Raw genomic sequence first — 15909 nt, 5'->3', positions numbered from 1 at the left:
AATTACATCGCATACGAGGTAACTCGTCCGGTAGTTTACATCGTGCACGACTTAATCGAGCACGATGCACCATCACCCGGTGCCGGACGAGAGTGAGAGAGCAATGCGAGTTCGCAAGGTTTTCGCCGTTCTGGGGACCCTGCTGGCCCTGGCCGCCGCCGTTCCGTCGGGTGCCGGTGCCGCGGAGAAGACCGAAAAGCCCGGCGCCAAGAAGCCGACCATCGTGCTGGTGCACGGCGCGTTCGCGGACGCCTCCAGCTGGAACGGGGTCGTGGAACGCCTGCAGCGCAAGGGATTCCCGGTCGTCGCGGTGGCGAACCCGCTGCGCGGCCTGACCTACGACGCCAACTACCTGCGCAGGGTCCTCGCCTCGATCGAGGGTCCCGTCGTGCTGGCCGGTCACTCCTACGGCGGCATGGTCGGGTCGCAGGCCGCGCTGGGCAACCAGAACGTGAAGTCGCTGGTCTACGTCGCCGCGTTCGCGCCGGAGAAGGGCGAGAGCGCGCTGGAGCTGTCGAACAAGTTCCCCGGCAGCACGCTCGGCGACACGCTGCAGGTCATCGACCTCGGTGACGGCACCAAGGACCTCGCGATCCAGCAGGACGAGTACTGGCAGCAGTTCGCCGCCGACGTCCCCCGCCGTGAGGCGACGCTGGCCGCGGCGACGCAACGGCCGGTCAACGACTCCGCGCTGTCGGAGGGCGCCGGTGAGCCCGCGTGGCACGCGATCCCGTCGTACTTCGTGAACGCGGGCAAGGACAAGAACATCCCGGTCGCGGCGCAGCGGTGGATGGCCGAGCGCGCCCACGCCAAGGCCGTCGTCGAGGTCCGCGACGCCTCGCACTCGGTCGCGGTGTCGCACCCGGAGGCCGTCGCCGACATGATCGTCCGCGCGGCGCGGTAGTGCGCGGACCAGGAAGCCGGGACGCGGCAAGGGGCGTCCCGGCTTCCGCCGTGCCTACGGCTTCGCGACCGCGCAGTCCGGCAACGACAGGTCGAGCGTCGTTCCGGGGCCGAAGCAGGAGACGAAGCCGAACGTCTGCTGGCCGTAGTTGATGCCGCGCCGGACGGTCACCTGGCCGGCGGCGTCCACCTCGCACGGGTTGTTCATCGTGCAGCGGCCACCGCTCTCGTTGCCGGTGTTGTTGACGCCGACGACCTTGCCGCTGGTGTTGTCGATGATCGGCGAGCCCGAGGTTCCGCCGATCGTGTTGCACGCGGACGTGTAGCGGATGGAGTCGCGCCAGGTCCAGGCGTCCTCCCTGAGCTGGTGCACGAACCCGTCGATCTGGCAGGAGTAGATCCGCTTCCAGTAGCCGGAGACGACACGGATGTCCGTCTGGGCAACGGGGTGCGAGGCCGACAGTTCCAGCGCACGGCTGCCGTACTGCTGCTGGATCTGCCCGTAGGTCGTGTTGAGCTGGTAGAGCGCGGCGTCCGTGCCCGTCATCGTCGCGTAGACGAGCTTGGTGCCGGTGAGGGTCGCGATCTTCGAGCCGGACCCGCCGAGCAGGCTGAAGCTGCGGGACACGGTCTGGTTGACGATCACCTCGCCGGCCTTCATCAGCTTGACGCAGTGCCCGTTCGTGAGCACGAGCGCCTTGTCCGCCGCCGTCGAGGACGGCAGCCGGACCAGTGAGCCGGAGCAGTTGTTGAGCGCCACGATGCCGGTGAAGTCGACAGCGGCCTGAGCGGGTGCCGTCGTCGCGCCGATCGCGGCGATCGCCGCGAGCAGGGTTCCGAGGAGTCGTCGTGCCATTGCAGGGTCCTTTCGGGAAATGGCATCCAACCGGGCCAGCGTGTACGGATCGTATCCGCGCCGCTACCTTCGGAAGTCGGGTGCCGCGCCCGCGTTAACTCGATCGGGCGGTGTCCGTAGGTGGATCTTCGCGCTGTTCGTGCTGTTCACGGCCGGTGTCGTGGTCGGCCGGTCATCATCTTCAACAACGTCACCGCCATCGCCGCGTTCGTCGGACTGGTGCTCGGCAACGACGCGCAGTTCAACGGGCAGAAGGCGGAACGGGTGTTCGACACCGCCGGCACGCAGCCGGGCGAGATGCAGCTCGTGTTCGAACCGAGCTTCGGCTCCGACAAGGCGGCGTTCGTCGGCCAGGCGTAAACCGTTCGCCCCCGCCTGCCGCGGCGGGCTACAAATCGGGGCATGTTGCGCAAGTACCCGCGGACGCCCCACCTCCAGGGCTCGCGCCTGCAACCGGGCGACGAGGACCTCGACCAGGTGCCGTTCCGTGCGATCGCGGGACGGCACCTCGTCGTCGAGGAGAAGCTCGACGGTGCCAACGCGGGCATCAGCTTCACGCCCGACGGCGTGCTGCGGCTCCAGTCCCGCGGCCACTACCTGACCGGTGGGCCGCGCGAACGGCAGTTCGCGCCGCTCAAGGCGTGGGCCGCGACGCATCAGGCGGTGCTGCACGAACGGCTCGGCTCACGTTTCGTGCTGTACGGGGAATGGTTGTACGCCAAGCACACCGTGTTCTACGACGCGCTGCCGCACCACTTCTGCGAGTTCGACCTGCTCGACCGGGAGACCGGCGAGTTCCTGTCCACTCCGGAACGCCGGCGCGTGCTCGCGGGCACGCCCGTGGTGTCCGTGCCCGTGCTGCACGAAGGTCCGTTGCGGGCGCTCAAGGACCTGAAGGCGTTGGTCGGGCCGTCGACGTGCCGCACGGCGCGATGGCGTGACGTCTTGGTGGAGGCGGCGCGCTCGGCCGGACAGGACCCGGATGTCGTTGTCGCGGAAACGGATTCCGACGACGACATGGAAGGCCTCTACATCAAGGTGGAGGAGGACGGTCGTACGGTCGAGCGGTACAAGTGGGTGCGCCCGACGTTCCTCACCGCCGTGCTGCACTCGGGCAGCCATTGGCAGGACCGGCCTGCCCTGCCGAACCGGGTGGTGGACCGTGTTTGAGCAGCTCTGCCCAGCCGGTCCATCGTGGACGCTGGACTGGGATGCGGTGCGTGACGAGTTCGCCTGGGTGCGCGCGTTGGAAGGTGTTCCGCAGGACTCGGTACATCACGCCGAGGGAGACGTTGCGACGCACACGCGAATGGCGTGCGAGGCGTTGGCCGAGCTGCCGGAGTGGCGGGCGCGACCGGAGGCGGACCGGGTGCGGTTGTTCGCGGCGGTGCTGCTGCACGACGTGGCGAAACCGTTCCGCACGCAGGTCGAGGACGGCCGGATCACCGCACACGGCCACTCGCGGGCCGGGGACCTGATGGCGCGCCGGCTGCTGTGGGAGATGGGGCGGCCGATCGAGTGGCGTGAGCACGTCGCCGCCCTGGTGCGCCACCACCAAGTGCCGTTCTGGGCGCTGGAACGGCCGGACCTCGACCACATCGCGTTCCGGGTGAGCCTGCTCGCGCGCAACGACGACCTGGCGACGCTCGCCCGCGCCGACATCCTCGGCCGGATCTGCGGTGACGCCGCGTCGGTGCTGGAGAACATCGCGCTGTTCGAGGAGTACTGCCGCGAACGCGCGTGCCTGGACCGGCCGCGGGAGTTCCCGTCGGACCACGCCCGGTTCCAGTACTTCCGAACGCCTGGCCGCGACCCCGGTTACGCCGCCTACGACGACACGCGCGTCGAGGTGACCGTGCTGTCGGGTCTGCCCGGTGTCGGGAAGGACCACTGGATTGCCACCCATCGGCCGGGCTGGCCCGTGGTGAGTTTGGACGCCGTGCGCACACGGCTCGGTATCGCTCCCGATGGCGACCAACGGGCCGTGGCGGCGGCTGCGTTCGAAGAAGCGCGGGTGCTGCTGCGGGCGAAGGAGCGGTTCGTGTGGAACGCGACCAACATCTCGCGGCAGCTCCGTGACCGTTGCATCGGGCTCGCGGCGGACTACCGCGCGCGAATCACGCTCGTCGGGCTGGAAGCACCGAAGGACGTGATCCACGCCCGCAACCGCTCCCGTCCGGAACCCGTGCCGGCCGCCGTGATCGACCGGCTCGTCGACAGGTGGGAAGCCGTCGACCCCACCGAGGCACACATCGTCGACCGCGTCGACACCTCCCACTGCTGACGACCTCGTCATCCGACAGCTGGCGAACTAATACCGCGCTGACCTGGCCTCTAGCAACCAGTCTTTTGACGACGACCGCAAATGAGTCATTGCAAAGGCTGCTTCCGGTGGGTGCAGAGCTACAGCGAGAGCTAAGGGCGGAGTGCTGATATATCGGTTGGCGAGCGCTCAGCCGATATATCAGCGGCGGTGCTCGCCGTGGTGGCCGACGGCGCGGACGAGCCAGAGGGTTCCGGCGCCGACGACGACGAGCACGGCGATGCCGGTGAGGAAGCCGATGCTCGTGGAGGAGTCGCCGGGTGGCGGCGGGGTGTTCTGCTTGGCCTGGGCGACCGGTGCCTCGGTCATCTGCAGGGACGTCGCCTTCACCAGGCCCGTGCTCTCCAGCAGCAGCATGTGCTTGAGCAGGAGCGTCAGGCCGGTCTGCGCGGCGGTGCGGGCGGGGGCACTCCTGGTCGTTGCGCGAGCTTGGGCGACCTCGACGATGAGCGAGCCGTCCGCGGCGCGCGCCAGGTTCGCGAACATGCGGTCGAGCTCATCGCCCGAGCTGGACGAGACGGCGTTCGCCCACGACTTCTGCTCGGCTGTCGGCTCCGCCGGCAGAGCCACGCCGAGCTGCGCGGCGGCGTCGGTCACTGCCCGGGACAGCTGGGTGTGCTCGGCGGCGAGCTGACCCGCCACCTTGCGGACCTGGGCGTCCCTGCCCCGGTCGGAGGCCTCCCGGCTGGTCGGCTTCTGCCACAGCGAATGCCGGGCGAGCAGTACCAGCACCTCGCGGTCCGGTAGTTCCACGTTCTGGCCGATCGCCCGCACCGAGTTCACCTGCGCCTTGGCGGTCACCAACTCGAAAGCGGACGGGTCGGCCAGGCCGGCGGGGTCGAGCACCTCGAACGGGCGCTCGAAGAACACCTGTCCGAACAGGACCGGCTGTCGGTCGAGGTCGAGCTCGGGCACGCCGAACACCTGGGGGACAACAGGCTCGGCCGCGACCGGGTGCGCGACGCGTTGATGCGGTGCGAGGACCCGCAGCTCGCTGCCACCGTCGCGTTGTCGTTGATCCAGCGCATGTGCACGGGCTCGGACGCCCACTTCGCGGTGTCGCTCGCGATCATGGTCATCGCGCGGTTGCTGCCCGAGGACCGCGACCTGGTCTGGAACCTCGTCTGCACCACGTACCTGCTCTCGGCGAACCGCGACGCGCAGATCGCGAACTGCGCGGGCAAGTACTTCGAAGACCTCGTCGGCGAGGTCCCGCAGGACCCGGACCTGCGGCGCGCGCGGTCGGCGTTGCTGGCGGTCGGCAACGCCCGCGGTGGTGACTCGTCCACGGAGGCCGTCGGGCACGCGCTCGAGGCGTTGGAGGGCGGCTGGGTCGACGTCTTCGGTGAGCCCTACCTGTTCACGTTCCTGGTGCCGGTGCTCGGCGACGACCCGGAGCACATCGCCAAGCTCTGGCTCACCCACAGCACCGCGCCGGTCTCGAACGACCCGCACCTGCGCCGCGGCATGCTCAGCACAATCGCCCGCGGCTGCGCGTTCCACAACGGTGGCGACCTCGCACGCGCCTACACGTTCCTGACGCCGCCGGTCTCGACCGGCAACCTCGACTGCCCCGCGGTCCTGCTCGCCTCCGCGAAGCTCGCCGAGGTGTGTGTCGAGATGGGACAGTTCGACGAAGCCGCCCCGTTGGTCACCGCGGACGGGGAACTGTTGCAGCACATCAACGTCCTCTACGCGCGGGGCCGGCTCAAGCTCGCGTCGTGCCACGCGGAGGGTGCGCTGGAGGACCTGCTGGAAGCCGGTCGCCGCCTGGTCGCGCGGGAGATGCCGAACCCGGCGCTGATGGCGTGGCGGCACCACGCCGTGCGCGCGCACCTGGTGGTGGGCAACCGGGATGACGCCGCGCGGCTCGCGCACGAGGAGTTCGACCTGGCCAAGCGGTGGGGGTCGCCGCGGGTGGTCGGGACGGCGTTGATGAGCGTCGGCATCAGCACCGACGACGCCGACGTCCTCGCCGAGGCCGAACAGGTGCTCGCCGGGACACCGCACCGGCTGCTGCACGCGCAGTCGCTGTACTGGCTGGGGCACCACCTGCGCCGCAAGGGCCGCACCGACGCCGCGGCCCCGCACCTGCGCCGCGCGTTCGACCTGGCCCGCCAGCTCAGCGCGCACCCGCTGGCCAAGCTCGCGGGAGACGAGGTGCGCGACGAGGGCGACCAGGTGCAGGGCCTGACCAAGCAGGAGAACCGGGTCGCGCGGATGGCGGCGCAGGGGCAGACGAACCGGCAGATCGCCGAGACCCTGCACCTCACCCGCCGCACGGTCGAGCTGCACCTGTCGAGCGCCTACCGCAAGCTCGGCATCACGGGACGGGCCGAGCTCGTCGCCGCTCTGTGGTCCTGAACCGATGAGCACGACGCCTTTCGACGCCGTGCTCGTGGCGCCGCCGGGCTAGCCGAGCTGGCTCGCCTCGCGGGCGAGGGCCTCGACGCGGTCCCAGTCGCCTGCCTGCAGGGCGTCCTTGGGGGCGAGCCAGGAGCCGCCGACGCAGCCGACGTTGGGCAGCTTCAGGTAGTTCGGCGCCGTCTGCGGGGTGATGCCGCCGGTGGGGCAGAACCGGACGTGCGGGATCGGGCCGCCGATCGACTTCAGGTAGTCGACACCGCCCGCGGCCTCGGCCGGGAAGAACTTGAGCGCGTCGAGCCCGCGTTCCAGCAGCCGCATCACCTCGGACACGGTCGCGGCACCGGGCAGGTACGGCAGCCCGGTCGCGTCGGCGGCGTCGAGGACCCGGTCGGTCGTACCGGGCGTGACGAGGAACGCCGCCCCCGCCTTCGCCGCCTGCTCGGCGTGCTCGGGCGCGGTGACGGTGCCCGCGCCGATCACGATCTCCGGCACCTCGCGGGCGACGTTCTCGATCGCGGCGAGCGCGGCCGGCGTGCGCAGCGTGAGCTCGATGACGCGGACGCCCCCGCGCAGCAGTGCCTGCGCGAGCGGCACGGCGTGGTCGGCGTCGTCGACCACGACGACGGGGATGACGGGCGACAACGCGAGCAGGTCCGCCCCGGTGGTCGCCCTCGAAATGTCACCGCTGGTCACTGGTGCTCTCCTTGATCGAAAACCGATATATCGCGTGCTGCGTGCTGTGCCGCCCACCCTGCTGCAGCGGTCTCGCGGATGCAAAGCCGAGCTCGTTTGCCGTGCCGAGCTCACCGACCCCGGATGCAAAAAACGTTTGCGGACGTCCGCAAAAGACTGGTTGCAAAGGTCGTTGAGCTGGGCGGCCGTGGGCTGGGCGGAGCTGGTGAGCGGGGGTAGCTCGACGCCGCCGGCCCGAGCTTCGACGTGCCTTAGCAATGACTCGTTTGCCGTCGACCGCAAACGAGTCATTGCTAAGACGCAGGTCAGCGAGTAGGGGAGGCGGCAATATATGGGCTAGTGGTGGGTGACCGGGGCGAAGTGGTCGGCGGTGATGGGGCCGAACACGGTTGCCCCGCGGTCGGCTGGGCCGACGCTCCGGCGCAGTGCCGCGAAGAGCTCGCGGCCCGTGCCGACCCATTCACGGCCGGTCGGCGGGAAGTCGACGAGTGGGCGTTCGGCGAGCTCGTCGGCGGAGACCTGGACCTCGAGGGTTCCTGCGGTGGCGTCGAGGCGGACGACGTCACCGTCGCGGACCCGGCCGAGCGGGCCACCGATGGCGGCTTCCGGGGTGAGCTGGATGGCGGCCGGGATCTTGCCAGAAGCGCCGGACATGCGGCCGTCGGTCACGAGCGCGACCCGGTAGCCGCGGTCCATCAGCACGCCCAGCGGCGGGGTCAGCTTGTGCAGCTCGGGCATGCCGTTGGCCTGCGGGCCCTGCTGGCGGACGACGACGACCACGTCCCGGTCGAGCTCGCCGGCTTTGAACGCCTCCTGGAACGCCTCCTGCGTGGTGAACACGCGGGCGGGGGCCTCGACGACGTGGTTCTCCTCCGCCACCGCCGACACCTTGATGACCGAACGGCCCAGGTTGCCCGACAGCATCCGCAGGCCACCGTCGGCGGCGAACGGGGCCGAGGCGGGGCGCAGGACGTTCTCGTCGAGGCTGTGACCGGGGCCGTCGAGCCACACCAGCTCACCGTCGACCAGCGCCGGCTCCTGGCGGTAGCGGTCCAGCCCGAAGCCCGCCACGGTGTTCACGTCACCGTGCAGCAGGCCCGCGTCGAGCAGCGTGCCCACCACGAACTGCACGCCGCCCGCGGCCTGGAAGTGGTTGATGTCGGCGCTGCCGTTCGGGTAGACCCGCGCGATCAGCGGCACGACCGACGACAGGTCGGAGAAGTCGTCCCAGCTCAGCTCGATGCCCGCCGCCGCGGCCACCGCAACGAGGTGCATGGTGTGGTTCGTCGAGCCGCCGGTCGCCAGCAGCGCCACCACGCCGTTGACGACGGCCTTCTCGTCGACGATGTGCGCGATCGGCGTGTACGACTCGCCCTTGGCCATCTCGACGGCACGGCGGCCCGCGTGCTCGGTCAGCGCGCGGCGCAACGGCGTGCCCGGCGGCACGAACGACGCGCCCGGCAGGTGCAGGCCCATGACCTCGACGACCATCTGGTTCGAGTTCGCGGTGCCGTAGAACGTGCAGGTGCCGGGGGAGTGGTACGACGCGGCCTCGGCGTCGAGCAGCTCCTCGCGGGTCGCCTTGCCCTCCGCGTACAGCTGCCGGACGCGGGCCTTCTCCTTGTTCGACAGACCCGACTCCATCGGTCCCGCGGGCACCAGGATCGACGGCAGGTGGCCGAACGACAGGGCGCCGATCAGCAGGCCCGGCACGATCTTGTCGCACACGCCGAGCAGCACGGCGGCGTCGAACATCTCGTGCGACAGCGCTACACCGGTGGACATGGCGATGACGTCGCGGCTGAACAGCGACAGCTCCATGCCCTCACGGCCCTGCGTGATGCCGTCGCACATCGCGGGCACACCGCCCGCGAACTGGGACACCCCGCCGGCGGCGCGGACCGAGTCCTTGATCCAGGACGGGTACTCCTGGAACGGCTGGTGGGCCGACAGCATGTCGTTGTAGGAGGACACGATCGCGATGTTCGACTTGCGCAGCGCGCGCAGCGCGGCCTTGTCGCCACCGGTGATCCCGGCGAAGCCGTGCGCGAGGTTGCTGCACGCGAAGCCGGACCGGGACGTGCCGTCCTGCGCGGCCGCGGTCACTCGTTCGAGGTAGACGCGGCGGGAGTCCGCGCTGCGGGCGGCAATCCTGCGTGTCACCTCGGTCAGTACGGGATGCACAGCGCTCATGGGGATCTCCGGGTCATCACGGGCCGTGGTGGGGCCCTTACGAGACGACAACGGTGGCGTCCCACAGACGGGCGTGACGCCACACACAGTAAGTCATGGCTGGTCGCCGACACAAAAACGATTCAGTAAGTGGGAGGCGGCCAGTGTCGAATGTTGGCGTGTGGTGCTTGTCACATGGCTTGAGATTGGGCAGAGTGCGGGGCACGACCTTGGAACGGAGGTGTCCCCATGACGTCCACGGAGATCGTCGAACTGCGCCGGGTCATCGGTCAGATGCGGCACTGCGTCAGCTCGCTGCGAGCCAGGTACGGCGATGTGGCGGCCGTGCAGCGGCTCGCCAACGACGTTGAACGCATGGACATCGACGCCACCGAGCTCGTCGACCTGAGCACCCCGAGGCAGCGTGAAGCGCCTCTGGTGGAACGCGAGGTCGTGGTCGTGCCAGACACGCCCTACGACGAGTCGTTGTGGAAGGACGCGGACGACGAAGGACTCGGTGGCTACCGGCACCGGACCTGATCCGAGCTGATCACACGGCCCCCGCTAGACGCGGGGGCCGCTGTCGTTCCTCCACAACGGCGTGGACCCCCAGAAAGGTGAGCAATGGCGAGGGCAGAGATCGCCGCCAGGACTCTGCGCACGGACCGATGGTGGTTGCCGCCGCTGACGACATTCGTCGGGCTGCTGCTCATCTCGATCTACGCGGCGTTCCGCACGTTCCAGGGGGACTACTACTGGGTCGACCAGTACCACTACCTCACACCGATGTACTCCCCGTGCCTCACCGAGGAGTGCATCCCGGCAGCCTCGCACTTCGGCCAGTGGTTCCCCGCACTGCCCGGCTTCCTGACCCCGCCGCTGCTGATCATCCCGTTCCTGCTGGGCTTCCGGATCACCTGCTACTACTACCGCAAGGCCTACTACCGCGCGGCCTGGGCGTCACCGCCCGCCTGCGCCGTGGCCGAGCCGCACTCGAAGTACACCGGCGAGACCCGGTTCCCGCTGATCGCGCAGAACCTGCACCGCTACTTCTTCTACGCGGCCTCGCTCCTGCTGCTGATCAACATCTACGACGCGGTGCTCGCGTTCGGCACCGGCCTGGGCCTCGGCAACATCATCCTGCTCGTCAACGTCAGCCTCCTTGCCGCGTACACGCTGTCGTGCCACTCGTGCCGCCACATCGCCGGCGGCCGGCTCAAGCACTTCTCCAAGCACCCGGTCCGGTACTGGATGTGGACGCAGATCTCGAAGCTCAACAACCGGCACATGCAGCTCGCGTGGGCCTCGCTGATCTTCGTCTGCCTCACCGACCTCTACGTCGCGCTGGTCGCCTCGGGAACGATCTCCGACCTCCGCTTCATCAACTAAGGAGTGGTTTTGCCCGAGCTGGAAAGGCATTCGTTCGACGTCCTCGTGATCGGCGCGGGTGGTGCCGGTCTGCGCGCCGCGATCGAGGCCCGTGAGCACGGCATGCGCACCGCTGTCCTCTGCAAGTCGTTGTTCGGCAAGGCCCACACCGTCATGGCCGAGGGCGGCATCGCCGCCGCCATGGGCAACGCGAACGAGAACGACAACTGGCAGGTGCACTTCCGCGACACCATGCGCGGCGGCAAGTTCCTCAACAACTGGCGCATGGCCGAGCTGCACGCGCAGGAGGCACCGCAACGGGTCTGGGAGCTGGAGACCTACGGCGCGCTGTTCGACCGCACCAAGGACGGCCGCATCTCGCAGCGCAACTTCGGCGGCCACGAGTACCCGCGGCTCGCGCACGTCGGTGACCGCACCGGCCTGGAGCTGATCCGCACGCTGCAGCAGAAGATCGTGTCGTTGCAGCAGGACGACTTCAAGGAGTCCGGCGACTACGAGGAACGCCTGCGGGTCTTCCAGGAGTTCACCGTCACCGACCTGGTGAAGGACGGCGACCGGATCGCCGGCGTGTTCGGCTACTGGCGCGAGTCCGGCCGGTTCGTGCTGTTCGAGGCACCGGCGGTGATCCTCGCGACCGGCGGCATCGGCAAGTCGTTCAAGGTCACCTCGAACTCCTGGGAGTACACCGGCGACGGCCACGCGCTGGCCCTGCGCGCGGGCGCCTCGCTGATCAACATGGAGTTCATCCAGTTCCACCCCACCGGGATGGTCTGGCCGCCGTCGGTCAAGGGCATCCTCGTCACCGAGTCCGTCCGCGGTGACGGCGGCGTGCTGCGCAACTCTGACGGCAAGCGGTTCATGTTCGACTACATCCCCGACGTCTTCAAGGACAAGTACGCCGACAACGAGGAGGAAGCCGACCGCTGGTACACCGACCAGGCGAACAACCGGCGCCCACCGGAGCTGCTGCCGCGCGACGAGGTGGCGCGCGCGATCAACTCCGAGGTCAAGGCCGGGCGCGGGTCACCCCACGGCGGTGTCTTCCTCGACGTGTCGACCCGGTTGCCCGCCGAGGAGATCCGCCGCCGGCTGCCGTCGATGCACCACCAGTTCAAGGAGCTGGCCGACGTCGACATCACCGCGCAACCCATGGAGGTCGGCCCGACCTGCCACTACGTGATGGGCGGCGTCGAGGTCGACCCGGACACCGGGTCGTCCGCCGTGCCGGGGCTCTTCGCCGCCGGTGAGGTCTCCGGCGGCATGCACGGCTCGAACCGCCTGGGCGGCAACTCGTTGTCGGACCTGCTGGTCTTCGGACGGCGGGCAGGTGCGGGTGCCTCCGAGTACGTGCGCTCGATGGGCGAACGGCCTGCCGTCGCCGAGGAGGCGGTCACCGAAGCGCGTGCGACCGCGTTGAAGCCCTTCCAGCAGGAGGGCGGGGAGAACCCGTACACGCTGCACATGGAGCTGCAGCAGTCGATGAACGACCTCGTCGGCATCATCCGGCGCGCGGGCGAGATGGAAGAAGCCCTGCAACGCCTGGAGAAGCTCAAGGAACGGGCCCGCTCGCTCAGCGTCGAGGGCCACCAGCAGTTCAACCCGGGCTGGCACCTCGCGCTCGACCTGAGGAACATGTTGCTGGTGTCGGAGTGCGTCGCGAAGGCCGCGCTGCTGCGGACCGAGTCCCGCGGCGGGCACACCCGCGACGACCACCCGTCGATGGACGCGCAGTGGCGGCGCAAGCTGCTGGTGTGCACCGCGTCCGGCGACGGGGCGGAGGTCGCGGAGAAACCGCAGATCCCGATCCGGTCCGACCTGCTCGACCTGTTCGACCGCACCGAGCTGGAGAAGTACCTCACCGCCGAGGAGCTGTCATGAGCTACCAGGGGAAGTTCCGGGTGTGGCGCGGCGACGACACCGGCGGCGGGCTGGAGGACTTCACCGTCGAGGTCAACGAGGGCGAGGTCGTCCTCGACATCATCCACCGCCTGCAGGCCACCCAGGCACCGGACCTCGCGGTGCGGTGGAACTGCAAGGCCGGCAAGTGCGGGTCGTGCTCCGCGGAGATCAACGGCAGGCCGCGGCTGCTGTGCATGACGCGCATGTCGGTGTTCTCCGAGACCGAGACGATCACGGTCACGCCGATGCGGACGTTCCCGATCATCCGCGACCTCGTGACCGACGTGTCCTTCAACTACACCAAGGCCCGCGAGGTCCCGTCGTTCCAGCCGCCGAAGGACCTCGCACCGGGCGAGTACCGGATGCAGCAGGTGGACGTCGAGCGCTCGCAGGAGTTCCGCAAGTGCATCGAGTGCTTCCTGTGCCAGAACACCTGCCACGTGGTGCGTGACCACGAGGAGAACAAGGAGGCGTTCTCCGGGCCGAGGTTCCTGATGCGCGTGGCCGAGCTGGAGATGCACCCGCTCGACACCGCGGACCGCGTGGACCAGGCGCAGGACGAGCACGGCCTCGGGTACTGCAACATCACCAAGTGCTGCAGCGAGGTGTGCCCCGAGCACATCCACATCACCGACAACGCGCTCATCCCGATGAAGGAACGCGTCGCCGACCGCAAGTACGACCCGGTCGTGTGGCTCGGCAACAAGCTGTTCCGGCGGTCCTAGCGACGAGCCGCGGCCTGACCAGCCCCGGCTCGCGGAGACGCGAACGGGGCGCGTCCGAAGTGGACACGCCCCGTTCCGGTCAGCCCGGCGTCAAGCCTGGTGGTCGTTCCCGATGACCACCAGCTCCGCCTTGTCGTTCTCCAGCGCGATGACCTTCTTGTTGCGGCGGTTGCGCTTCTCCAGGTAGTTCGCGAACCACGTCAGCAACAGGCACAGTCCGATGTAGGTGGCCGCGACCACGATCATCGTCGGGATCAGCGGACGGCCGAACTGCAGCTGACCACCGATCTGACGGCCCCAGTACAGCAGCTCCTCGAACGTGATGAGGAAGCCGAGCGCGGTGTCCTTCAGCAGCACGACGAGCTGGCTGATGATGGTCGGCATCATCGCCCGCAACGCCTGCGGCAGCAGCACGAACACCATCACCTGCGTCTTGCGCATGCCCAGCGCGTACGCGGCCTCCGCCTGCCCCTTGGGCAGCGAGTTGATGCCCGCGCGGAACACCTCGGCGAGCACCGAGCCGTTGTACAGCATGAGGCTCAGCACCACGGACGTGAAGGCGGTGAGCTTCACGCCCGTCGCCGGCAGGCCGTAGTAGAAGAAGAACATCATGATGACGAGCGGGATCGCCCGGAACAGCTCGACGACCACGGCGGCGGGAGCGCTGACCCACCGGTGGTCCGACAGCCGGGCCGCGGCGAAGACCGCACCGAACACGAGCGCGAGCGCCGCGCCGACCGCGAACGCGCTGAGCGTGCGGCCGAGTGCCTCGACCAGCGAGATCTGGATCTGCTTGTACTCGATCCAGCTCCACTTGCGGCCCTCGAACTGGCCGGTGTCGATGAAGCGCCAGATCACGTAGCCGAGGAACGCGACGATCGCGGCGATGCCGACGACCGCGAGCAGCCGGTGCCGGACCCTGGCCCGCGGACCGGGGACGTCGAAGAGGACGGTGGTCATCGGGCCACGCTCCAGCGCTTTTCGAGAACCCGCTGCAGGAACGTCAGCGGCAGGACCAGCAGGACGAAGATGCCGGCGACCCACAGCATGCCGACCAGCGTGCTCTCACCGGCCTCCGACAGCGCGTCGCGGATGGCACCCGCCTCCCGGACCGAGAAGCCCGCCGCGACGGTGGTGTTCTTCAGCAGGGCGATGAACGTGCTCACCATCGGCGGGACGACCGACCGCATGGCCTGCGGCAGCACGATGCTGCCGAGCATCTGGGTGAACGTGAGCCCCAGCGCCCTGGACGCCTCAGCCTGGCCGACCGGCACCGTGTTGATGCCCGACCGGACCACCTCGCAGACGAACGCCGAGGTGTAGATCGACAGCGCCACGACAGCGGCGGTGAAGAACTCGAACTTGATGATCTCCAGGTACGGGTACGCGAACACGAAGAACACGAACACCAGGGTCAGCGGGGTGTTGCGCACCACCGTGACGTACAGCGTGCCGACCCCGCGGAACACCGGGACGGGGCTGACGCGCAGCATGGCCAGGAAGACACCGGCCAGCAGTGAGATCACCGCGGAGAACGCGAACAGCCGCAGCGTTTCCCCGAAGTGAGCCACGAAGAGGTCGAGATTGCGGGTGAGGACGCCCATCGATTTCCTTGCCGTCGTCCGTCGTCAATGGAACGGCCGGTGAACCCGCCGTGCGAGTCCACCGGCCACAGAGGAACGTCAGTACTTCTCGAGGGTCGGGTGCTTGCCCTCAGAGCCCGACTTGCCCAGCGTGTTCTTGTAGATGTCGTCCCACTTGCCGTCGGACAGCGACTTCTCGAGGATCTCGTTGACCTTGTCGCGCAGCGCCTTGTCGTCCTTCGGCAGGCCGATGCCGTACTTCTCCGTGGAGAACGTCTTGCCGACGACCTTCAGCTTGTCCGGCTCGGCGGCCGCGTAGCCCTTGAGGATCGCGTCGTCGGTGCTGACCGCGTCGATCTCACCGTCGAGCAGCTTCGTGACGCACAGCGAGTAGCTCTGCAGCTCGACCACGTTGGTGTCGGGCTGGACCAGCTTGTCCTCGCGCAGCTTCTTGGCCGGCGTCGCGCCCGTGACCGAGCAGACCTTCTTGTCCTTGATGGTGTCCGGACCGGTGATGGCGGAGTTGTCCTTCTTCACCAGCAGGTCCTGGCCCGCGATGTAGTACGGGCCGGCGAAGGACACCTTCTCCTTGCGGGCGGCGGTGATCGAGTACGTGCCGACGTAGTAGTCGATGTCCCCGTTGATGATCGCCTGCTCGCGGGCGGCCGACTGGATCGTCTTGAACTCGACCTTCGACGCGGGGTCGAAGCCCAGCTGCGCCGCGATCAGCTTCGCCATGTCGATGTCGAAGCCGGTGTACTTGTTGGTCGTCGGGTCCTTGAAGCCCAGACCCGGCTGGTCCTCCTTGACGCCGACCACCAGCGAACCACGCGACTTGATCTTGTCGAACGTCGGCGAGCCCTCGACCTTGACGTCCTTGGCCACCTCGAAGACGCCGGCGGGTGCCGCCGCCGTGTCGGTGCCGGTGCCTTCCTTGCCACACGCGGTCAGGGCGAGGCCACCCGCCAGCAGTACCGCCGTAAGGGCGCGAACCCTCAT

At 68.7% G+C, this 15909-nt stretch carries 16 protein-coding genes; 9 read left to right on the top strand and 7 right to left on the bottom strand.

Annotated elements, in window-relative coordinates:
- Positions 1-103: 103 nt before the first annotated feature.
- Entirely contained in the window at positions 104-904 is an 801-nt protein-coding gene (locus ACVDFE_RS37270) for an alpha/beta fold hydrolase (protein WP_458433743.1), read from the top strand.
- A gap of 54 nt (positions 905-958) precedes the next feature.
- On the opposite strand, the gene ACVDFE_RS37265 is transcribed toward ACVDFE_RS37270, so the two are convergent.
- Positions 959-1759: a S1 family peptidase gene (locus ACVDFE_RS37265; RefSeq protein WP_458433742.1), complete on the bottom strand. Its 801-nt coding sequence runs from the start codon at positions 1757-1759 to the stop codon at positions 959-961.
- A gap of 120 nt (positions 1760-1879) precedes the next feature.
- On the opposite strand from ACVDFE_RS37265, the gene ACVDFE_RS37260 reads away from it, so the two are divergent.
- Genes ACVDFE_RS37260 through ACVDFE_RS37250 form a run of 3 tightly spaced genes read left to right on the top strand, consistent with a single transcriptional unit; the run spans position 1880 to position 4043 of the window.
- A complete protein-coding gene (locus tag ACVDFE_RS37260; RefSeq protein ID WP_458433741.1) occupies positions 1880-2119 on the top strand; it encodes a hypothetical protein in 240 nt (79 codons plus the stop codon).
- Positions 2120-2161: 42 nt separating this feature from the next.
- Positions 2162-2929 (top strand): RNA ligase family protein, encoded by a 768-nt coding sequence (locus ACVDFE_RS37255; RefSeq protein ID WP_458433740.1) that lies wholly within the window; start codon positions 2162-2164, stop codon positions 2927-2929.
- A complete protein-coding gene (locus ACVDFE_RS37250) occupies positions 2922-4043 on the top strand; it encodes an AAA family ATPase (RefSeq protein ID WP_458433739.1) in 1122 nt (373 codons plus the stop codon). The genes ACVDFE_RS37255 and ACVDFE_RS37250 overlap by 8 nt, the downstream gene beginning before the upstream one ends.
- A 180-nt stretch (positions 4044-4223) precedes the next feature.
- Here ACVDFE_RS37250 and ACVDFE_RS37245 read toward each other — a convergent pair whose 3' ends face one another.
- Entirely contained in the window at positions 4224-4997 is a 774-nt protein-coding gene (locus ACVDFE_RS37245; protein WP_458433738.1) for a DUF4142 domain-containing protein, read from the bottom strand.
- 39 nt (positions 4998-5036) lie between these two features.
- Here ACVDFE_RS37245 and ACVDFE_RS37240 point away from each other — a divergent pair, with 39 nt between their 5' ends.
- On the top strand, positions 5037-6446 hold the full coding sequence (locus ACVDFE_RS37240; protein ID WP_458433737.1) for a helix-turn-helix transcriptional regulator: 1410 nt from the start codon (positions 5037-5039) through the stop codon (positions 6444-6446).
- 48 nt (positions 6447-6494) lie between these two features.
- Here the strand turns inward: ACVDFE_RS37240 and eda are convergent, their stop codons facing one another.
- The gene (gene eda / locus ACVDFE_RS37235; protein ID WP_458433736.1) at positions 6495-7142 is read right to left on the bottom strand and encodes a bifunctional 4-hydroxy-2-oxoglutarate aldolase/2-dehydro-3-deoxy-phosphogluconate aldolase; all 648 of its coding nucleotides are present in this window, start codon (positions 7140-7142) and stop codon (positions 6495-6497) included.
- Between the two features lie 336 nt (positions 7143-7478).
- The gene (gene edd, locus ACVDFE_RS37230; protein WP_360398496.1) at positions 7479-9335 is read right to left on the bottom strand and encodes a phosphogluconate dehydratase; all 1857 of its coding nucleotides are present in this window, start codon (positions 9333-9335) and stop codon (positions 7479-7481) included.
- Positions 9336-9563: 228 nt separating this feature from the next.
- On the opposite strand from edd, the gene ACVDFE_RS37225 reads away from it, so the two are divergent.
- From ACVDFE_RS37225 to ACVDFE_RS37210, 4 genes are all read left to right on the top strand, one after another.
- The gene (locus ACVDFE_RS37225; protein ID WP_360398494.1) at positions 9564-9854 is read left to right on the top strand and encodes a hypothetical protein; all 291 of its coding nucleotides are present in this window, start codon (positions 9564-9566) and stop codon (positions 9852-9854) included.
- Between the two features lie 84 nt (positions 9855-9938).
- A complete protein-coding gene (locus tag ACVDFE_RS37220) occupies positions 9939-10703 on the top strand; it encodes a hypothetical protein (protein ID WP_360398492.1) in 765 nt (254 codons plus the stop codon).
- Positions 10704-10712: 9 nt separating this feature from the next.
- On the top strand, positions 10713-12581 hold the full coding sequence (locus ACVDFE_RS37215; protein WP_458433735.1) for a fumarate reductase/succinate dehydrogenase flavoprotein subunit: 1869 nt from the start codon (positions 10713-10715) through the stop codon (positions 12579-12581).
- Positions 12578-13327 (top strand): succinate dehydrogenase/fumarate reductase iron-sulfur subunit, encoded by a 750-nt coding sequence (locus ACVDFE_RS37210; RefSeq protein ID WP_360398488.1) that lies wholly within the window; start codon positions 12578-12580, stop codon positions 13325-13327. Before ACVDFE_RS37215 ends, ACVDFE_RS37210 begins: the two co-directional genes overlap by 4 nt.
- 90 nt (positions 13328-13417) lie before the next feature.
- Here the strand turns inward: ACVDFE_RS37210 and ACVDFE_RS37205 are convergent, their stop codons facing one another.
- From ACVDFE_RS37205 to ACVDFE_RS37195, 3 genes are all read right to left on the bottom strand, one after another.
- Positions 13418-14287, bottom strand: coding sequence for an amino acid ABC transporter permease (locus ACVDFE_RS37205; RefSeq protein ID WP_360398486.1), 870 nt, complete (start codon positions 14285-14287; stop codon positions 13418-13420).
- On the bottom strand, positions 14284-14931 hold the full coding sequence (locus ACVDFE_RS37200; RefSeq protein ID WP_360398484.1) for an amino acid ABC transporter permease: 648 nt from the start codon (positions 14929-14931) through the stop codon (positions 14284-14286). The genes ACVDFE_RS37205 and ACVDFE_RS37200 overlap by 4 nt, the downstream gene beginning before the upstream one ends.
- 78 nt (positions 14932-15009) lie before the next feature.
- A complete protein-coding gene (locus tag ACVDFE_RS37195; RefSeq protein ID WP_360398482.1) occupies positions 15010-15909 on the bottom strand; it encodes a glutamate ABC transporter substrate-binding protein in 900 nt (299 codons plus the stop codon).

It is taken from the genome of Lentzea chajnantorensis, assembly GCF_054300775.1.
Note: the sequence above shows the minus strand (reverse complement) of the source record. Positions and strands in the feature narration are given on the sequence as shown.